A 17,696-nucleotide genomic window follows, 5' to 3' on the forward strand; every position below is an offset into this window, starting at 1 on the left:
GATCAAAGCGTACGGCCGGGTCGGGCCCCACGGCATCCGACCAAAGTCGAACCCGAGGTGTAGACCTTCGGCCCGCCGCCATCGACCTCGGCTCGTAGCGGCGCATGCGGCCGCTCTAGCAATCTGTTCCATATAACCGGAACGGACGGCCCAACAAAACCTCCGAAACGGCATTCCGACCATTCCTGCGCCAACGAATGGCGCGGAAAGGAAGTGAGAAACGATGAGCGACATCCGAACGAACACCCCGAGCATGCTCGACAACCCGCCGATCCCCGTGCAGGCCAAGCTCGCGGCAGCATGGACCAGCTTCATGTTCCTCTACATCTACGTCGACTACTTCCACCTCTACAAGCCTGGCGCCATCGACGAAATCCGGGGTGGCGTCGTCTTTGAGTTCGACATCAGCGGGACGTTGTTGACCATTTTCACCGCGTCCGTGGCGATCCCGGCCCTGATGGTGATGCTCTCCATGACGCTGCCCGCCCGGGTGAACCGCGCCACGAACCTCGTCGTTGCATTGCTCTACATCCCCTTCTCGGTGTTCAACGCGGTAGGGGAGTCCTGGGACTGGGCCTCCTTCTACGGCCTCTCCATCGGAATCGAGGTGCTGCTCCTGGCCTTCATCCTGCGGTACGCGTGGAAATTCCGTCCGGAAATCGCACGCCCCGAATCCTCCCGCGAATCGGTGTCGGCGCGCTGAACCGATCCGCCTGCCTCGGCGCCCACCGAGGAGGGAGACCCCTCAAATGAGTAAAGGAGAACCCCGATGTACGTCGCGCAAACGAGACGCGCGCTACGGAGCGTTACCAGTGGCCGTCGCGAAGGAGCCGCTACCGGCCGGCGGTGATGGCCTCCGACGGCAGCCGGAGCGGTCGGTAGCCGTCGGCGTCGAGTTGGGCGAGTTCGCCGTCGATGTCGACGGAGTGGGTGCCGTAGAAGTGCACATTCTCGTGGTGGGTGGGCCAAATGTGGGCGAGGACCTCGTCGTCGATGTCGTGGCCGTCGCGACGCAGCGCGGCCACGCCGAGGCCGTGGTACTCGGTCGACCAGCACACGATCGCGTTCGTCGCCACGGTGAGACACCACATCTGCTCGGTCTGCTGCTCGTGGTGGCGATGGCGGATGGCGCCCTCGCCGGCGTAGGCGAGGCTGCGGCGCAGGGCGTGCAGGTTCTCGCCCTTGTTGAGCTGGCGGGCGATCCTGCGCCGGTAGGTCTCGTCGGCGAGGTACCGGGCGGCGTAGACGGTGCGCCGCAGCGCCCAGTACTCCTTGATCGCGCTGGTGAAGGCGTTCGGCTGGCGTTTCGACGAGCACAGCTTGCCCACGACCAGGGCGGCAGTGGCGTGCCCGCCCTGCACGGACGCGGCCACCCGCAGCAGGTCGTCCCATCTCTCGGTGATCAGGTCGGTGTTGAGCCGGCGGGTCAGCAGCGCACCCGCCCGCGGGTAGCGGGCAAGGAACTCCTGCCGGGGTCCGGTCCGGTACAAGGTGATCTTCCCGAGGTCGCGGATGCGGGGCGAAAGCTGCTTGCCGACCAGGTCGAACAGGGCGAAGTTGGCCAGGGTCGCGCCGTGGGTGTCGGTGGCGTGCTCGTCGATGGGCAGGTCGGTGGCGTTGCCGAGGATGCCGTCGAGCACGTAGTGCGACTCCGGCGCGGTCGCCACGATGACCTTCGTGTCGAAGGTGGAGTGCTGGTCGGAGACGTGGGTGTAGGTGGAGATGCCCTGCCCGCGGGCGAAGTACCGCGACAGGTGCCGGGCCGTGATCGACTTACCCTTGACCGGGAACCGTTGACCGTCCGAACTGGACAGTGTGCCTGGCCCGAACGCCTGCGTGAGCGGCAGCCGGTGGTGGTAGTTGACGATCGCCGCGTTTGCCGCCTCCAGGGTCTCCGGGCGGAAGTACCACTCGGCGGTCCAGGCCAGCACGTCGTAGGGCACGCCGAACGACTCGGCCATCGCGCCCAGGCCCATGTTGGTGGCCTCGGCGATGACCACGTACAGCAGGTTGCGTTTGAGCTCGGCCACCGGGTCACCTTCCCGCCGGCGTGCACCAGGTGGTCGGTGAACCCGGTCCGGGCGTCGATCTCGACCAACACCGACGCCAGGGGCACCCGGGGTAGCATCACGGCCAGCTCGTCGCGCAACGTCTCGGCCTCGCCCGGTACGTCCTCTGCGGTCAGCGGCGGGATGACCAGCTCGCCGGCGTCGGTGAGCCGAACCTCGCCGGTGGTGCCCTTCACGAGCAGCCCCTCCAGGTCGCCGAGGGCGGTGCGCAGCTCGTCGTCGGCCAGGGCCAGGGCCTCACCCGCGACGGCCGGCTTGCCGACCAGACGGCAGAACTCGACCCGCTGCGCCGCCCACGCCCCGGCCGTGAGCAGGAACGACGCCGGGTCGGCGTAGCGGCGCGAGCCGGGCACGAACACGTCACCGGAACGCAGCCCGTCGCGCAGCGCGACCAGCACGCACAGCTCCCAGTAGTGCCGGTACGCGATGATGTCGCCGGCCTCGGCCGCCGCGACCAGATAGCCGGCCCACTTCGTCGGCACGAACCCCACCGGCGCGCCGGCCGGCACCTTGCGCGTACCGGTCGCGTAAAGCTCGGCCAGCATCGACACCGCCCGCAGCAGCTCGTCGGTACCCAGCCCGCCCGAAAACCGCACCGCCGCCAGCACCGCAGGCGCGAACTGACGCAGGTACGACATCGACGCGTCCATCAACGCCAAATGCCCGTGGTCGCGGGGCCTCGTCCGCCAGCCGTCGCCTGATGCGCTCGAACGCCTCCAGCGCGTCCCCGCGCCGCCCCGCCGCGGACAGCGCCCGCACCAGCAAACCGCTCGGTGCGCGCCGCCCACGCCGCCCGCATCCGCTCCATCCCGATCCGGCTGCGCAGCAGCGGCCCGACCTGCTCGTCGCCGACGACCGGGTCGAGCACGACCGACAGGATCTCATCGAGCAACTGCTGACGGTTCTCCCCACCCCGGGCCCGCTCGGCCAGGGCCTCGGTCAGCTTCTGCTTGGCCGCCGACTCCCGCCCGGACACGGCCTGGTCGAACAGCAGCAGCACCTCGTCGAGCACGTCGACGGCGGACTGGGCCAGCAACGTGAGCAGGATCGGGTACCGGCGCTCCGGCTCGCGCCGCGCCAGCGCCTGCGGGGTCAGCCGCCGGCCCACGCCCGCGAGGAACCGGCGCCGCTCGCCCGGCAGCATCGACAGGCCCAGGGTGTGCGCGTCCAGCCGCCGCAGATACGTCAGCTTCTCCAGCTCGGCCTTGACCGCCGCCGGCGTCGACGACGTCGCCCCAATCCCCAACCACGCCAGGGCGCTACGCCCGAGCAGCGCATCGGGCACCAGCAGCAGGTCCAGCTCGGCCCGGTGCCGGTCGGTGAGCAGGTGCGCCACCCGCATCCACGTCTCCTCCCGCGCCCGCGCCCGCGCGGCCGCCACCCGCTTGAGAATCAGCACTACCCCGGGCCGGGCCACCCGCGACGAGGCCAGGTACTCGCAGGCCAGCCGGAACAGCAGCTTCGGCGAGTCGTGCTCCATCGCCAGGGCGAACAGGAACTCGTCGAGTCCCTTCCACTCCATGGCGTCAATCGCCCGCCAGCCGAGGTACGCCGCGACCCCCTGCAAGTGGTCGGTGCGGGTCTGCTCGCGCTCGCCATAGCCGCGCAGCTCACCCATGGGCACGCCGAGCCGCTGCGACAGCCGGCCCACCGCGGCCGCCGGCGCGGCCGTCACCTCGTCGGGCACAAACCCCAGCCACGGCAGCGTGCACAGCTGCACCGCCGCGCCGAGCACGTTGCGCCCGGTCCGGAACTTGCGCAGGAACGCCACGTCAGCGTCGGACACCGTGAAGTGCCTGATCAACTCAACTCGATTGATCTCAGGGAAGCCCCGAAGCTGCGCCAACTTGTCCTCTGAGAACACGTCCCGAGTCGCCACGAACCCACCACCCCAGCCCCAGGTCACAGCGCCGGGCCGGCTCCTCACCGAACCCGACCCAGCGCCACACGGATTGTCGCGGCGCTGGGCGAGGACTGCATTTCGGCGGAGAGCAGGACTCTAGATCAACTGCTTAGCGTCGTTTTTGGTCCGGAAACTACATGCGGCCCAGCAAGGCGCCGACCTGGCCGTACAGCCCACCGGAGGCCGGCTCTCGCATGGCGAGGGCCGGACCTCACCGGTGATCAGATCGAAGCCTCGCCGGTCAGCGAGGGCACGGCGCAGGGGCGGAGGACCATGAGCGAGTCCTCCAAGGCCGCGACCATGGCGAAGGGGAACCGGTCGAGTTCGAGACAGAGCGCGACGTCATCGGGATGGGCTCCCTCACGCACGCCCTGCGCCAACTCGGCGGCGGCGCGTGACTCGCCGGCGCGGCTGAGGAACTCGGACGCATCCGCCCCGGCCCCCGCGGCTATCTGGGCGATGTACTGAGCGCAGGCCAGATCTTCGTCGGCGCGCCCGTCCTCCCCGGTGATCACGAACGTGACACTGCCGCACCCGCGCGTCCGCAGGAGCCGAGCCGTCGCCTCCGCCACCACGAAGCCGGCGCACAGTACGAGCGGCGCATCCTTCACAGCGAGGGCGCCCACCGTCCCTGCCGTGGTCTTCTGCACAACCGTCCGTCCGCCAAGGTCAACAGACCGCAGCAGGCCCGGCGAGTTGACGATGTCGAACCCGGCCGCCGGCGGACCGTCTTTGAGCGCCACCCAATCCGGGTGGCGAGCCTTGAGCGCCAGGGCCTCGTCCAGCGACCCAGCAAGAACGATCCTTTCCGCTCCGCGGGCGAAGGCCCAGGCAGCCACTGTGAAGGCACGCATGACGTCGACCACGACCGCCGCGGACGGGGCTTCCACCAGCTCAGCGATGCCACGGAAACGAACGTCCATCCCGTCATGATCCCGCATGCCCTGCCGCGCCCGTTCCAGCGTCAGCTCCGCCTGGACGCGCTCCCGCTCTCCCGCCGCGTATGTGCGAGACGACCACTGTTCAGGCGAGATCAGCCGGCGGGCTTGCCGAACCAGCGGGAGAGGTGGTCGTCCAGGTCCTGCTGATCGTCGCCGATCCAGGCGATGTGGCCGTCGGGGCGTAGCAGGACGCACGGAACATCCAGTGCCGCAGTGGGATCCGCGAGGTAGTCCACCCGGTCCGACCAGCGGTCGGCGGTCAGGCGTTCGGTGCGGTCCAGCAGCAGGCCGCGGCCGCGATGCAGCAGAGCGTAGAGGTGCCCCTGTTTCACGTCGATGTCGCGCAGGCGGCGGCCGAGCAGGTCGGGGCCTTCGCCGAAGTCGTAGCGGATGCCGGTCGCGGTGATCTTTTCGATCAGGTAGCGGTTCACCTCGTCGAAGTCCATCAGTTCGGTGAGCAGCCTGCGTACGGCCCGCGGGCCCGGTTCGGCGGACAGCAGTTCCATCTGGGCGCGGGTGTTGTCCAGCACGTCCTCGGCGACCGGATGACGTTCGGCCTGGTAGGTGTCCAGCAGTGTTTCCGGGGCCCAGCCGCGGATCTGTCCGGCCAGTTTCCAGCCGAGGTTGAACGCGTCCTGAACGCCCAGGTTGAGGCCCTGTCCGCCGATGGGCGGATGGATGTGCGCCGCATCGCCGGCCAGCAGCACCCGCCCGGCCTGATAACGTTCGGCCAGCCGGGTGGCATCCCCGAAGCGGGACAACCAGCGCGGGGAGTGCACGCCGAAATCGGTTCCGGCGATCGCCCGCAACTGTTGTTTGAAATCTTCGAGGGTCGGCGGTTCCGCGCGGTCGCCGACTCCCGCGGCGGGGACCACGACGCTGTAGACCCCTGCGCCGAAGGGCCGGAGCCAGAACCGCTGATGGGTCTCGCGGGTCTCGGTCACCTTGGCGGCGATCTCCTCCTGCGACACGCCCACTTCCATCTCGCCCATCAGCGTCTCGGTCTGTGAGGGCACGCCGGGAAAGCCGACGCCGAGCAGTTTGCGGACCGTACTGCGCCCGCCGTCACAGCCGACGAGATAGCGCGAACGCAGCTGTTCCCCGTCGGCCAGCTCGACGGTCACCCCCTCGTCGTCCTGCTCGAAACCGGCGACCGCGCAACCGCGCCGGACCTGCGCACCCAGTTCGAGCGCATGCTCTTCGAGCAGGCGCTCGATGACCGGCTGCGGGATGCCCAGCAGATAGGCGTACGGGGAATCCAGGCCCTTGGGGGCGGGTTTGGGGATGGCGGCGAAGAAACCGGCCGCCGGACGCTGTCGTCCATGCCGGAGAACGCGCTCCAGCAGTCCGCGCATCGCCATCAGCTCGAGACTGCGGATGTGCAGACCGACTATGCGGACGAACGACTTCGGCTCGGTGTCCTTCTCCAGGACGAGCACCCGCACGTCGTGCAGCCGCAGTTCGGCGGCCAGCATCGCACCGGTCGGCCCGCACCCGGCGATGATCACGTCGAACATGAGGGGCGCGCGATCGGCGCCGGAGGCCGGCGACCGGGGTCCGGGGACGTCCCCCACGGTGGAGTCGCGCTCAACCATGTCGTTCGACGACGGCTCGGCGGTGAACTGAGAGTCCATAGGTGTTGCCTTTCGGGAGTGCCTTGTTGGCGAGGCGCTCCTGGCGACACCTACGTCAATCGCCCGGCCGTGACGGGAAGGGGGAGCACCCACATCGATACAGCGTTCATGGGTCTCACCTCCTCGGGCGGTGTCACGGGCACCTGCAAACTACAAGCCCGGGCATCATCCCGTCGAGTCCTTTCCCAGCCACGTGATCGCTCCCGCCCGGGCGGTGGAGTTGACGATGCGCCGTCACGTCGCCGGCGGCGGCTCGGCGGCCTCCCGGCGCAGCCGCAGCTCGGCCGCGACCGCGCGTTCGCGCAGCTGGGCCGCCTCGGCCCGGGCCACGTCGAGCTGGGCACGCAGGTCGGCCAGTCGCGCCCGTTCCAGCGTCAGCTCCGCCTGGACGCGCTCCCGCTCCCCCGCCGCGGCCCTGGCGTCCTGCCCGGCCCGGGCCGCCTCCGCGTCCGCCGCACCGGCGCGTGCCTCGGACTGCGCCGCCTCCGCGCGCAGCCGGGCGGCCTCCGCGACGGCCTGCTCGCGGGCCGCCTCGGCCGCCTGGGCCCGGGCCAGCCCCCGGTCACGCTCGTCGTTGGCCTGCGCCACGGCCCGGTCGCGTTCGGCCTCCGCCCGCGCGACCGCGCGGTCGCGTTCGGCCTCGGCCGCCTGGGCCCGGGCAAGCGCGGCGGCGCTGGCCTGCTCGGCCTCCCGATGCGCGCGGCGCGCCAGCTCGGCCTCCGCCCGCGCCGCCCGCACGTCGGCCTGCGCCGCGTCGCGTTCCTGAACGGCCTGCTCGGCCTGCTCCCGCGCCGCCCGCACGTCGGCCGCGGCCCGGTCCACCCGCTCGGCCAGTTCGCGTACGGCCTGCTCGCGGGCGGCTTCGGCGATCTCGGCCCGGCGGGTGGCCTGGTCGGCCTCCTGCCTGGCCCGGCGTTCCGTGCTCGCCGCCTCCCGCAGCGCGGCCAGGGCCTGCTCGCGTGCGGTCTCCGCGTCGGCGAAGGCCGTGTCGCGCTCGGTGTAGGCCTCCTGCGTCCGGCGGCGTGCCTCCTCCGCCTCCCGGCGGGCCTCCTCGGCGGCCTCGCGGGCCAGCCGTACCTGCTCCAGGGCCTGCTCGCGCTCGGCGCGGGCGATGGCGACGCTCGTGTGCGCCTCGGCCTGGATCGCGCTCAGTTTCGCCTCGACTCCCGCCGGGCTCAGCTCTTCGGCGAGCACCCGCGCCAGCGGCTCGATCGCCGCCGCCAGGCCCTTCTCCATGCGTTCGTACAGGTCCTCCACCCGCGCCAGCGCGCCCTCCAGGCCCGGCGTGGCGCGGCGCAGCTCCCGCTCCCTCTTGGCCGCCGCCTGGCAGTCGCCGTCCGGGCAGTACTCCCGCGGCCTGCCCCGCCGTACCGGCTGCTCGATGGGCGCGCCGCAGTGCTTGCACGCGGTGATGGTCACGGAGCTCGTCACGGCCGCCCAGCCTAGCGACTTTCTGATTTTCTGGAAATAGAAAATAGAAACTGCTCATCCGTTGCGTCACGCCGTCAGGCGGATCACTTGGGAGATGGGTAATTCTCGCAAGCTATCGAAACCGGTCCGCGCCGGGCGCCCGACAGGCCGCCACCGGTCCCGGCCTCGTGAGAGTCCACCCGGATCTGTGCGAGCGTCGCCGCCTTCCGAAGACGCGACGATAAGCTCTGCGTCGCGGCGAGAGATTTCTCCAGGGCCGTGTCGATCCGCGGGCCGCTCGTTCGACGTGTGGGTGCGAGGGCCGAGAGGCGGCCCCGCCGGACGAGGAGAACGCGATGCCGAAGTACCTGCTGATCATGCGGGGCACCGACGAGTCGAACGCGGCCATGATGGCCGACATCGACGAGATGATGGCCACGACCCGCCAGTTCATCGAGGAGATGGTCAAGGCAGGCGTTCTCCTCGCGGCGGAAGGGCTGGACGATCCGGGCCAGGGCGTCGTGGTCGACTTCAGCGGCGAGGCCCCGGTGGTCACGGACGGGCCGTACGGCGAGACCAAGGAACTGTTCGGGGGCTTCTTCCTGCTGGACGTCGCCTCGAAACAGGAGGCGGTCGAGTGGGCCAAGCGGGTCCCGGCGGCCCCCGGGTCCAAGATCGAGGTCCGGCGGGTGCCCGGGAGCGACGAGGTCCCGCAGGTCGACAAGTGATCCCTATGGACTGGGCCGGGCGCGAGAGCAACGGTCGGATGTGATGGGTACGGCCGATGTCGAGGCCGTCTGGCGGATCGAGTCGGCGCGGATCGTCGCCGCGCTGACCCGGTTCACCGGCGATTTCGGGCTGGCCGAGGACGCGGCCCAGGAGGCGGTGGCCGAGGCGCTGGTGTCGTGGCCGCTCGACTCTCCGGTGAACCCGGCCGGCTGGCTGATGGCCACGGCCCGACGGCGGGCGATCGACGCGATCCGCCGCCGGACCGCCCTCCAGGATCGATACGCCCTGCTGGCGGCCGAATCGCCGGTTGAATCGGCGGTTGACGAGGAGATCGATCCCGACAGGATCGATGACGACGTGCTGGCGCTGATGTTCGTCAGCTGCCACCCGGTGCTCTCCCCCGAAGCCCGGGTGGCGCTGACCCTGCGCGTGGTCGGCGGCCTGTCCAGCGAGGAGATCGCCCGCGCGTTCCTCGTATCCGTGCCGACCGTGCAGGCCCGCATCACCCGGGGCAAGAAAACGATCGCGGCGGCCGGGGTGCCGTTCGAGCTGCCACCGGCCGCCGAGCGCCGGGAGCGGCTGAGCGGCGTGCTCAGCGTCCTCTACGTGATCTTCACCGAGGGGTCGACGGCCACGTCGGGCGACCGGCTGCTGCGCCCCGACCTCGCGTACGAGGCGATCCGGCTGACCCGCACGCTGGCCGCGCTGCAGCCGGACGAGCCGGAGGTGCACGGCCTGCTGGCGTTGTGCGAGCTGACCGCCGCGCGCTTCCCGGCCCGGACCGGCCCGGACGGTTCGCCGGTCCTGCTCGACGAGCAGGACCGGCGGCGGTGGGACTTCTCGGCGATTCACCGCGGGCTGGCCGCGCTGGCCAAGGCGTCGACTCGCGGCCTCGGCCCCTACGGCCTGCAGGCCGCGATCGCCGCCACCCACGCGTCGGCGCCCTCGGTAGAGGCGACCGATTGGGACCGGATCGTGGTGCTCTACGAGGCACTCGGCCGGATCGCACCCTCGCCGGTGGTCGAGCTCAACCGGGCCGTCGCCGTTGCCATGGCGTCGGGCCCGGCGCAGGCCCTGGCCATCGTGGACGAGCTGATCGCCTCGGACCGGCTCCCCGGTTCGCATCTGGTCCCGTCCGTACGCGGTGAGCTGCTGGCCCGACTCGGACGGCGGCCGGAAGCGCGCGCCGAGCTGGAGCTGGCGGCCCGGCTGTGCGCCAACCAGCGCGAACGCTCAGTGCTGCTGCGCAAGGCGGCCACGCTGAGCTGACTTCTCCGGCTCGGCCATAGGGTTGGCGGCATGCCGCTGCGACTTGTTCAGGTGAATTTCAAGGCTCGGGATGACGCGGCGCTCGGCCGGTTCTGGGCGGAGGCGCTCGGCTGGGGTGTCTCCAGCGAGGGACCCGGCGTGACCAACGTCGAACCCGTGGGCTTCGCCTGGCCGGACCCCACCGCCGTCTGCGTCGACGTCGTCACCGTTCCGGACCCCGAGACGGTGAGGTATCGCGTGCACCTCGATCTCGCCACCACCTCCGCGGCCCATCAGACGGAGTTGGTGGCGCGTCTGAAGGAGCTTGGTGCGACGCCGGCCGACGTGGGCCAGGGCGAGGTCCCGTGGACGGTTCTGGCCGACCCGGAGGGCAACGTGTTCTGCGTGCTGGAGCCCCGGGAGGTCTACCGGGACACCGGGCCGATCGCCGCGGTCGTGGTTCACTGCGCCGACCCGCGGGCCATGGCCCGGTTCTGGGGCGAGGCGGTGGACTGGACCGTGCACGAGGTGACCGACGATCACGCGAGGCTGCGCTCCGCCAAGGGCGTCGGGCCCTATCTCGAGTTCCTCCGCGCAACGCCCGGCGTGGCGACCGCGTGGACCCGCGTCCATCTCGACGTGCTGCCCCACCCCGGAGACGATCAGGCGGCGGAGGTGGCCCGGCTACGGGCCCTCGGCGCGACGCTCGCCGACGTCGGCCAGGGCGACGTCCCGTGGATCGTCCTCGCCGACCCGGAGGGCAACGAGTTCTGCGTCCTCGGCCCGAGCTGACGCGAGGCCTCGTCAGGATCGAACGGATGCGGGCCCCGGCAGGCCGCGCGTACCGACGGTGCCGGTCACTGAGTCACCTTCTGGAGGAACTCGCCCACGTTGACCGCGGTCCTGCTGATCTTCTCTTCGAGCGTGAGCGACTCGGGCATCCGCCCGCCGGGCCCGACGTCCTTCTTGCCGCGCAAATACAGGGAGCAGGCCAGGTCGGTGCAGACGTAGACGCCCACGGAGTTGCCGTTGCCGCCGGCGCGGCGGGCCGTCATCAGCGACACGCCGTCGCCGCTATGGGTGGTCAGGCAGAGCGAGCACATGCTGCGCCGCACGTGTCCGGCATTGGAAGTGGCCCGCCGCAGCGCCACCCCGACCAGCCGGTCCCCCTGCTCGGCGACCAGATAGGCACGGCCCGGGGACGCGGGGTCCTGCCAGCCCAGGAAGTCCAGGTCGTCCCAGGGCCGCGCATCCAGGTCCCTCGGTACGGCGAGGCGTTTGGCTTCGCCCTTGGTGCAGTTGACGAACGAGGCGCGGATCTCGCGCTCGGCGATTGGCTTCATAGGATTCAAGCTATCCACTGCCACTTCTAAGGGCAATCGATTAAGCTTTTACCTAGGAGTCCTAGGAAGAGAAGGATGGCGGATGGCACGAGCCGGGGTGACGGCCGAGCGGCTGACCGAGGCGGCGGCGGAACTGGCCGACGAGGTGGGGCTGGAGAACCTGACGGTCTCGGAGCTGGCGCGCAGGTTCGGCGTGAAGGACGCCAGTCTGTACTCGCACATCAGGAACGCCCACGAGCTGCGGGTCCGGGTGGCCGGGCTGGCCCTGGCCGAGCTCGCCGACCTGGCCGCGGCGGCGCTGGCCGGACGGGCGGGCAAGGACGCGCTGGTCGCCTTCGCCGGCACCTACCGCGACTACGCGAGGGAGCATCCGGGCAGGTACACGGCGATGCAGGTGGATCTCGACCCGGATACCGAGGCGGCGGGCGCGGCCCGGCGGCACTCCGACATGACGCGGGCGATCCTGCGCGGCTACTCGCTGGCGGAGCCCGACCAGACCGACGCGGTCCGGCTGCTGGGCAGCGTCTTCCACGGGTTCGTGAGTCTCGAGATGGCAGGCGGCTTCCGCCATCATCCGCGCGCCGCGGACGAGTCCTGGAGCCGGATGCTCGACACGATCGATGTCGCCCTGCGCAACTGGCCGGCCGAGCGCGCGGAGCCGGACGCGAGCCATGGCTGAGGTGCGGGCCTGTCAGGCCATCGCGAGAAGGCCGACGGCGACGGCGGCGGCTCCCAGGCCGATCAGCTGGTTGCGGTGGATGCGTTCGGCGAGCACGCCGCGGGCGAGCAGGACCGTGCCGGCCGGGTAGAGGGCGGTGATCACGGCGACGACGGTGAGGTCCCCGCTGCGTGCGGCGAGCAGGAACAACAGGTTCGCCACGGAGTCCAGCACGCCCGCGCCCGTAGGCGACGGGCGCGCCGCGCCCGCACCGTGTCCAGCGCTGACCAGCACCACCGCCACCGGCGCGAGTGGCAGGCCCACCACCGCGGCGGCGGCCAGGTGCTCGCCCTGCAGCAGCCCCACGCCGACGGGCAGCGCGGCGGACACCAGCGCGGTCACGGGCGGCAGCACGTTCATCGGGCCGATCGCCAGCGTGCGGTAGAGCAGGGCGAACGCCGCGGCCGAGGCGATCCCAGACGCGGCGCCCCAGCCCAGAGCCCCGCTGCTGAACGAGGCGCCGAGCAACGGCCACAGCAGCAGCTCGACCGCGAGACCGGCCGGGGCCGCGACCATCACGGTACGCAGCACATGAGCCTTACGGGCACCCAGACCGCCGAGGAAGTCGGCGCATCCATAAGCGAGAGAGCTGCCGAGGGCCAGCAGCAGAGCGATCACGGCACGTCCTTTACCACCGAAGACCGCGTCCGTGTCGTCTCGGCCGACGCCGTCGTGGCCGCCCGCGGCCGGCCGCCGGAATGCTTTCCCGCCCGTCCTTCGTCGCCGAACCTGAAAATCCGTCGGAAATGACATCGCGCGATGGGCGCAGGCGGCGGCCGCCGAATTTCGACCGGCCCCTATCGCCCGAACTCGCCGGTCCGATCCTCCTTCGACGCGACTCGGCGCTGACGCCGTTTCCCTTCGTCCTCCTTGTTCTCCCCGATGCGGCATCGTCCGCGATATGCCGATATATGCCGCCAAACGAGGCAAATCGGAAAGGTTGTTGACAGTACGAGGGGGGCGCGCCATTTTGTCTAAGGAGCGATCCAGCAATTTACCTAAAGGTCGCTCTTTTTGCTTATAGAAAGGGCCGGAGCGGTTGGGGGACGTTCACGCCTTTCGCCATCGTCAACCACTGGAGGAACTCGCATATGAGGCGTTCTCATGCGCGTGGCCACGCGTCGGGTCCGTCGCACAGGGCGTTCGCCGCTCTCGGCGCGCTGGTCCTGTCGGCGGCGGCCCTGACCGCCCAGCCGGGTCCGGCCGCGGCCGACCCCGGTGATCCGGGCGTGCCCGCGTCACCGAAGACCGTCTTCGCCGAGGACTTCGAGCACGGTCAGGGCGCCACACCCATCCTGGTCAGCGACTACACCGGAGCCGCCCCCGTCAACCAGACCTACACCGCCGACCCGGCCTGGCTGACCCACTGCAACGGCTGGATCGCCTCACAGCAGAACCCCGCCGTCGCACCGGCGAACTCCGGCTGCGGCAACGTCTGGGCGACGGTGAAGCAGATGGCCGGCGCACTCGGCCAGTGGGCGGACGGGGACCCGGCGGCCAACCACGCCGTCACGGCCTACACCGAGGGCGCCGATCCCGGATCGGGCAGGACCCAGCTGGAGTCGAACTTCTCCATCGACATCGGCCCCAAGCGGTTCCTGGCCTTCTCCGTCGACGTCGCCGAGACCAACTGCTTCGCCGACCACGCCAATCTGGGCTTCTACCTGCTGGACGCCGTGACGGCCGTGCCCGCCTTCACCACCCCGATCGAGCCGTGCGCCCACCCGGGGACGACGATCGGTTCGGTGGCCGTCGGCACCTACACCAGCGACGGGCCCATCCTCTTCGACGGGGGCGCGCTGCGGCTCAGGCTCGTCAACTTCCAGGCCAGCGGCATCGGCAACGACGCGGCGTTCGACAACGTACGCATCCTGGACGTCACACCCCGGCTCGACGTCTCCTACAGCCCCGATTCCGCCCGCGTGGGCGAGACCGCGGCGCTGAAGTTCACGATCACCAACACCAGCGAACTGGCCGTGAAGAAAGGCTGGTCGTTCAAGGGCAGCCTGCCGAGCGGGCTCACCGTCGCCGGGGCGCCGTCCACCGACTGCGCGGACGCGACCGTGACCGCGCCGCAGGGAGGCGGGCAGATCACGGTGACCGGGACCTTGCCCGCCGGAGCCGCCTACTGCACCGCGACCGTCACCGTCTCGGCCGCCCACACCGGCACCTACCGCACATGCGCCGCGGACGTCACCGACCGCACCGGGATCGACCCTCCCGGCTGCGCGGAGGTCACCTTCACCCGGCCCGTCCTGGTCTTCGACGCGCACGCGCACGGCGGCCGGGTCTCGGCCCCGCTGGTGACGGTCGCGCCGCTGGTTCCCTCCGACGTCACCTGCACCGACGCCCCGGGCTCCGACGACGGCACGCTCCTGCAGGCCACGCTTCCCGGGCTCGGCTCACTGGGCGCGATCACCACGAAGGCCGCAGGCACGGTCGGCGACGACGGCCTGCGCACCGCGTCCGCCTCCGCCAAGACCGCGGGGGTGAACCTCCTCGGCGGTCTCGTCACCGCCGACGAGATCACCGCCAAGGCCAAAGCCCGGGACGGCGAGACCGGGCAGGTCGACGTCGACGGCTCGGTGCACATCACCAACCTCAAGGTCGGCGGCGTGTCGATCATCGACCCGAAACCCAACCTGACGATCAACATCCCGCTCGTGGCGAAAGTCGTGATCAACGAGCAGGTGACCACCGCCGATGGCGCCGGCGTGGTGGTCAACGCCATCCACGTGCGGACGCTGGCGGGGGTGGACATCGTGGTCAGCCACGCCCGGGCCGCCCTGACCGTCCCCGGCAAGCCGTGCCCGTCCGCCTGACCATCCTGACCGGCCCCGCCGCCCACGGCGGCCGCCTCGACGCGAGGAGACAGCCTTGACCGACAGGAGATTCCGGGCGCGCGCGCTCGCCCTTGCCGCCGTAGCCACCCTCGGCGTGGTGGCGCCGGCCGCCGCGAGCCCGGCCCAGGCCCGGCCGCTCGCGCTTGTGCAGTGCCAGGGGACCGAGTCCGACGCCTACGAACCGGGGGTGGTCTTCCAGCCCCGGAACTTCGAGATCACCACCACCGGCCGGTTCACCTCGTGCCTGGGCGGAGGCGATGTGACGAGCGGATCGTACGACGAGCGCTTCACCATCCTCGCCGGCTGCAACGACCTCCTCGACGGTTTCCAGAGCGCGCGGACCCTCACCTGGAACACCGGGGAGGCCAGCGTCATCGAGGGCACCGGCAGCAGCACCGCCGTGGCCGGGCAGGTCGTCACCACGTTCACCGGCACCGTCACCTCGGGTCCGTTCACCGGCCGGTCCGCGGTGCAGGTCATCGCCCTCCCCCAGCCGAACCTGCTGATGTGCCTCACCACCGGCTTCACCGGAGCGACGGGGGTGACGACGCTGACCATCACCTGAGCTCCCGTACGGGCGCGGTGACGAGTACGCCCCGTCCCGGCATCCGCCGGGGCGGGGGGTTCCCTGCACGGGAAGAGGCCGACCGGCGGCTTCCCCGCGGACCGTACGGCACCGGCCCGGGGGAAAAGCCGGTGCGCGCTGCCGGCGCCGGCTGACACACTCCCCGGCATGGCCACACCGGAACCGAAGACGGACCTCCAACGCTATCTGCAGACCGCCCGCGACGCCCTGTTGTGGAAGCTCGACGGGCTCTCCGAATATCAGATCCGCCGCCCGCTGACCCCGACCGGCACCAACCTGCTGGGGCTCGTCAAACACCTCGCCGGGGTGGAGGTGGGCTACTTCGGCGACACGTTCGGGCGGCCGTTCGGCGAACCGCTGGAATGGACGGAGGACGACGCCGAAGACAACGCGGACATGTGGGCGACCGCGGACGAGTCGCGCGACCACATCGTCGGGCTGTACCGCCGGGTATGGCAGCACTCCGACACCACCATCGCCACGCTGGCGCTCGACGCGACCGGTCATGTGCCGTGGTGGCCGGACGAACGGAGCACGGCGACGCTGCACCAGATCCTGGTGCACGTGATCGCGGAGACCAACCGGCACGCCGGTCACGCCGACATCGTCAGGGAACTCATCGACGGAACGGCCGGCCTGCGGGACGGGAACCTCAACCTGCCCCACGGCGATCAGGCATGGTGGGAGAGCTACCGCAACCGTCTGGAGCACACGGCGCGGGAAGCCGGCGAGGGCTGATCACGGGCGGAGGGGAACCTGCCGCAGGCACGGTCGCGGCGCACCGTCCTCGCGGCCGCTGCCGGGTCAGGGCGCGGCGGCGAGGACGGTCACCGGGTCGCCGACCTGGATCTCGCCGTAGTCGCGGGGGATGAAGCGGACACCGAACCAGGTCTTGCCGTCCCAGCGGCGGTGGCGGGCCAGGGTGCGAAGGGGTTCCCTGCCCTTTTCGAGGGTGATGGGGTCGTAGGTCGGCACGGCGCAGCGGTCGCACAGTTCGGACATGCGGAAGCGGAGTGCGCCGATACGGATCTCGCGCCAGCTGTCCTCGACGTAGGGGGCGAAGCCGTCCACGACGAGGTTGGGGCGGAAGCGGGCCATGTCGAGGGGGGCGGGGACCTCCTCCTGACGTTCGCGTGCCCCCTCGGCGATCCACTCGTCGAGCCGGCGCAGGGAGGAACGGGAGGTGAGCAGGAAGGGAGCGTCCCCGGCCAGGCTGACGACATCGCCGGGAAGTCCGCCGTGGGATGCCGGGACGGCGCAGCGGCGGGGGTCGTCGAGCCAGACGAGGCGGGCGGGCTTCCCCAGCAAGCGGGTGAACCAGGCATGGGCCTGCGGATGGGCGAGGACCGCCGTGTCCAGTTCCACGAAGTGGACGGGGACGTGCTCACCCGTGGCCGGGGGCACCTTCAGCTGCGGCAGACCGGGGGCCTCAAGCAGGAGGCCGTCCTCGGCGGTGCGAGTGGCGACGACGGAGAGCAGCCGCGGATTCTCCCCGACCCAGTGCAGGTTGCCCGATTCGTCCACCACGGCCCACCGGCGATCCCCCGCCAGCCCCCACGGCTCCACGACCGCCGAATCAACAATCCACCCAGAAACCGACTTCACCGGATATCTACGGATCTCGGCCAGCTCCACGCCGTCAGCGTACGTCCGGGAATCACTCCTCGAAAGCGGTGAAATCCGGTCGCTCCGCCGTATCCTCGCCGTACGGGCACCCGCGCCCGAACGGCCCGCGCACTCGCGGCTGGACCTGACCGGCGCGGCGCTGCTGGCGGGCACGCTCGCGATCGGCGTGCACACGCTGGCCGGTGTGCCCGTCCACGGCTGTACCGCCGCGCCGACGCTGCTCGGGCTGCTCGCCGTCGCGGGCCTGACCGCCGTGTTCGTCGCGCACGAGCGCCGCGCGGCGCATCCGATCGTGCCCGCCGCGGTCGCCCGGTCGATGCCGGTGACCGCGTCGATGCTGCTCCTGCTGGCCGTCACCGGCGGCGTGTTCGGCGCGCTGTTCGCCGCCACCTTCGTGCTGCAGGAACGGCTCGGGCTCGGCCCGCTCGCGACGGGCCTGCGGCTGCTTCCGGTCACGGTGGTCATGGTCTTTGGAGCACCCACGGCGGCCGCCGCCCTGCGCCCCTCGGCCTGATGCCTGCCGCGCTTCTGCCCGCCGGGCCTGCCCCGCGCCGCTCCCCCGAACCGGCCGGAGCGTCCGGAGCGTCCGGAGCGGCCGGAGCGGCCGGAGACGCGCCCGCTGCCTGAGGCGGCGGCCGACAACGAC

Annotated in this window: 18 protein-coding genes; 9 read left to right on the plus strand and 9 right to left on the minus strand. The window is 71.1% G+C overall.

The window, feature by feature from the left end:
• Positions 1-223: 223 nt before the first annotated feature.
• A complete protein-coding gene (locus HHX41_RS35415) occupies positions 224-703 on the plus strand; it encodes a DUF6326 family protein (RefSeq protein ID WP_182909443.1) in 480 nt (159 codons plus the stop codon).
• A 130-nt stretch (positions 704-833) separates the two neighbouring features.
• On the opposite strand, the gene HHX41_RS39960 is transcribed toward HHX41_RS35415, so the two are convergent.
• The 6 genes from HHX41_RS39960 to HHX41_RS35435 all read right to left on the minus strand — a co-directional run bounded on the left by HHX41_RS39960 (position 834) and on the right by HHX41_RS35435 (position 7,978).
• The gene (locus tag HHX41_RS39960) at positions 834-2,030 is read right to left on the minus strand and encodes a Tn3 family transposase (protein WP_220504710.1); all 1,197 of its coding nucleotides are present in this window, start codon (positions 2,028-2,030) and stop codon (positions 834-836) included.
• A 399-nt stretch (positions 2,031-2,429) separates the two neighbouring features.
• Positions 2,430-2,828, minus strand: a complete 399-nt coding sequence (locus tag HHX41_RS42500) for a BTAD domain-containing putative transcriptional regulator (RefSeq protein WP_220504711.1) — start codon at positions 2,826-2,828, stop codon at positions 2,430-2,432.
• Positions 2,719-3,996 carry a DUF4158 domain-containing protein gene (locus tag HHX41_RS39970; protein ID WP_310742320.1) on the minus strand — a complete coding sequence of 426 codons (1,278 nt, stop codon included), beginning with the start codon at positions 3,994-3,996 and terminating at the stop codon, positions 2,719-2,721. The genes HHX41_RS42500 and HHX41_RS39970 overlap by 110 nt, the downstream gene beginning before the upstream one ends.
• A gap of 197 nt (positions 3,997-4,193) precedes the next feature.
• The gene (locus HHX41_RS35425; protein ID WP_182909444.1) at positions 4,194-4,895 is read right to left on the minus strand and encodes a 2-phosphosulfolactate phosphatase; all 702 of its coding nucleotides are present in this window, start codon (positions 4,893-4,895) and stop codon (positions 4,194-4,196) included.
• Positions 4,896-5,005: 110 nt separating this feature from the next.
• Positions 5,006-6,430 carry a rifampin monooxygenase gene (gene rox, locus HHX41_RS35430; protein WP_220504713.1) on the minus strand — a complete coding sequence of 475 codons (1,425 nt, stop codon included), beginning with the start codon at positions 6,428-6,430 and terminating at the stop codon, positions 5,006-5,008.
• 351 nt (positions 6,431-6,781) lie between these two features.
• Entirely contained in the window at positions 6,782-7,978 is a 1,197-nt protein-coding gene (locus tag HHX41_RS35435) for a hypothetical protein (RefSeq protein ID WP_182909445.1), read from the minus strand.
• A gap of 335 nt (positions 7,979-8,313) precedes the next feature.
• On the opposite strand from HHX41_RS35435, the gene HHX41_RS35440 reads away from it, so the two are divergent.
• The 3 genes from HHX41_RS35440 to HHX41_RS35450 are packed head-to-tail and all read left to right on the plus strand — an operon-like array spanning position 8,314 to position 10,726.
• A complete protein-coding gene (locus HHX41_RS35440; RefSeq protein ID WP_182909446.1) occupies positions 8,314-8,685 on the plus strand; it encodes a YciI family protein in 372 nt (123 codons plus the stop codon).
• A gap of 43 nt (positions 8,686-8,728) precedes the next feature.
• On the plus strand, positions 8,729-9,955 hold the full coding sequence (locus HHX41_RS35445; RefSeq protein WP_182909447.1) for an RNA polymerase sigma factor: 1,227 nt from the start codon (positions 8,729-8,731) through the stop codon (positions 9,953-9,955).
• A 30-nt stretch (positions 9,956-9,985) separates the two neighbouring features.
• Positions 9,986-10,726 (plus strand): VOC family protein, encoded by a 741-nt coding sequence (locus HHX41_RS35450; RefSeq protein WP_182909448.1) that lies wholly within the window; start codon positions 9,986-9,988, stop codon positions 10,724-10,726.
• A gap of 65 nt (positions 10,727-10,791) precedes the next feature.
• Here the strand turns inward: HHX41_RS35450 and HHX41_RS35455 are convergent, their stop codons facing one another.
• Positions 10,792-11,277, minus strand: a complete 486-nt coding sequence (locus HHX41_RS35455; protein ID WP_182909449.1) for an FBP domain-containing protein — start codon at positions 11,275-11,277, stop codon at positions 10,792-10,794.
• An 82-nt stretch (positions 11,278-11,359) separates the two neighbouring features.
• On the opposite strand from HHX41_RS35455, the gene HHX41_RS35460 reads away from it, so the two are divergent.
• Positions 11,360-11,956 carry a TetR/AcrR family transcriptional regulator gene (locus tag HHX41_RS35460; protein WP_182909450.1) on the plus strand — a complete coding sequence of 199 codons (597 nt, stop codon included), beginning with the start codon at positions 11,360-11,362 and terminating at the stop codon, positions 11,954-11,956.
• A gap of 12 nt (positions 11,957-11,968) precedes the next feature.
• On the opposite strand, the gene HHX41_RS35465 is transcribed toward HHX41_RS35460, so the two are convergent.
• Positions 11,969-12,613 (minus strand): EamA family transporter, encoded by a 645-nt coding sequence (locus HHX41_RS35465; RefSeq protein ID WP_182909451.1) that lies wholly within the window; start codon positions 12,611-12,613, stop codon positions 11,969-11,971.
• 473 nt (positions 12,614-13,086) lie between these two features.
• Between HHX41_RS35465 and HHX41_RS35470 the strand changes: the two genes are divergently transcribed.
• From HHX41_RS35470 to HHX41_RS35480, 3 genes are all read left to right on the plus strand, one after another.
• The gene (locus HHX41_RS35470) at positions 13,087-14,817 is read left to right on the plus strand and encodes a choice-of-anchor P family protein (protein WP_182909452.1); all 1,731 of its coding nucleotides are present in this window, start codon (positions 13,087-13,089) and stop codon (positions 14,815-14,817) included.
• Between the two features lie 55 nt (positions 14,818-14,872).
• Complete coding sequence (locus HHX41_RS35475; RefSeq protein WP_182909453.1) at positions 14,873-15,403, plus strand: hypothetical protein; 531 nt, start codon at positions 14,873-14,875, stop codon at positions 15,401-15,403.
• 168 nt (positions 15,404-15,571) lie between these two features.
• The gene (locus HHX41_RS35480; protein WP_169982741.1) at positions 15,572-16,162 is read left to right on the plus strand and encodes a DinB family protein; all 591 of its coding nucleotides are present in this window, start codon (positions 15,572-15,574) and stop codon (positions 16,160-16,162) included.
• 66 nt (positions 16,163-16,228) lie between these two features.
• On the opposite strand, the gene HHX41_RS42105 is transcribed toward HHX41_RS35480, so the two are convergent.
• A complete protein-coding gene (locus tag HHX41_RS42105; protein WP_310742323.1) occupies positions 16,229-17,029 on the minus strand; it encodes an MOSC domain-containing protein in 801 nt (266 codons plus the stop codon).
• On the opposite strand from HHX41_RS42105, the gene HHX41_RS42110 reads away from it, so the two are divergent.
• On the plus strand, positions 16,932-17,564 hold the full coding sequence (locus HHX41_RS42110; protein ID WP_310742326.1) for a hypothetical protein: 633 nt from the start codon (positions 16,932-16,934) through the stop codon (positions 17,562-17,564). The genes HHX41_RS42105 and HHX41_RS42110 overlap by 98 nt on opposite strands.
• Positions 17,565-17,696: the final 132 nt, after the last annotated feature.

Origin of the sequence: Microbispora sp. H13382, assembly GCF_014161445.1 — a bacterium.
In the GTDB taxonomy this organism is placed as follows: domain Bacteria; phylum Actinomycetota; class Actinomycetes; order Streptosporangiales; family Streptosporangiaceae; genus Microbispora.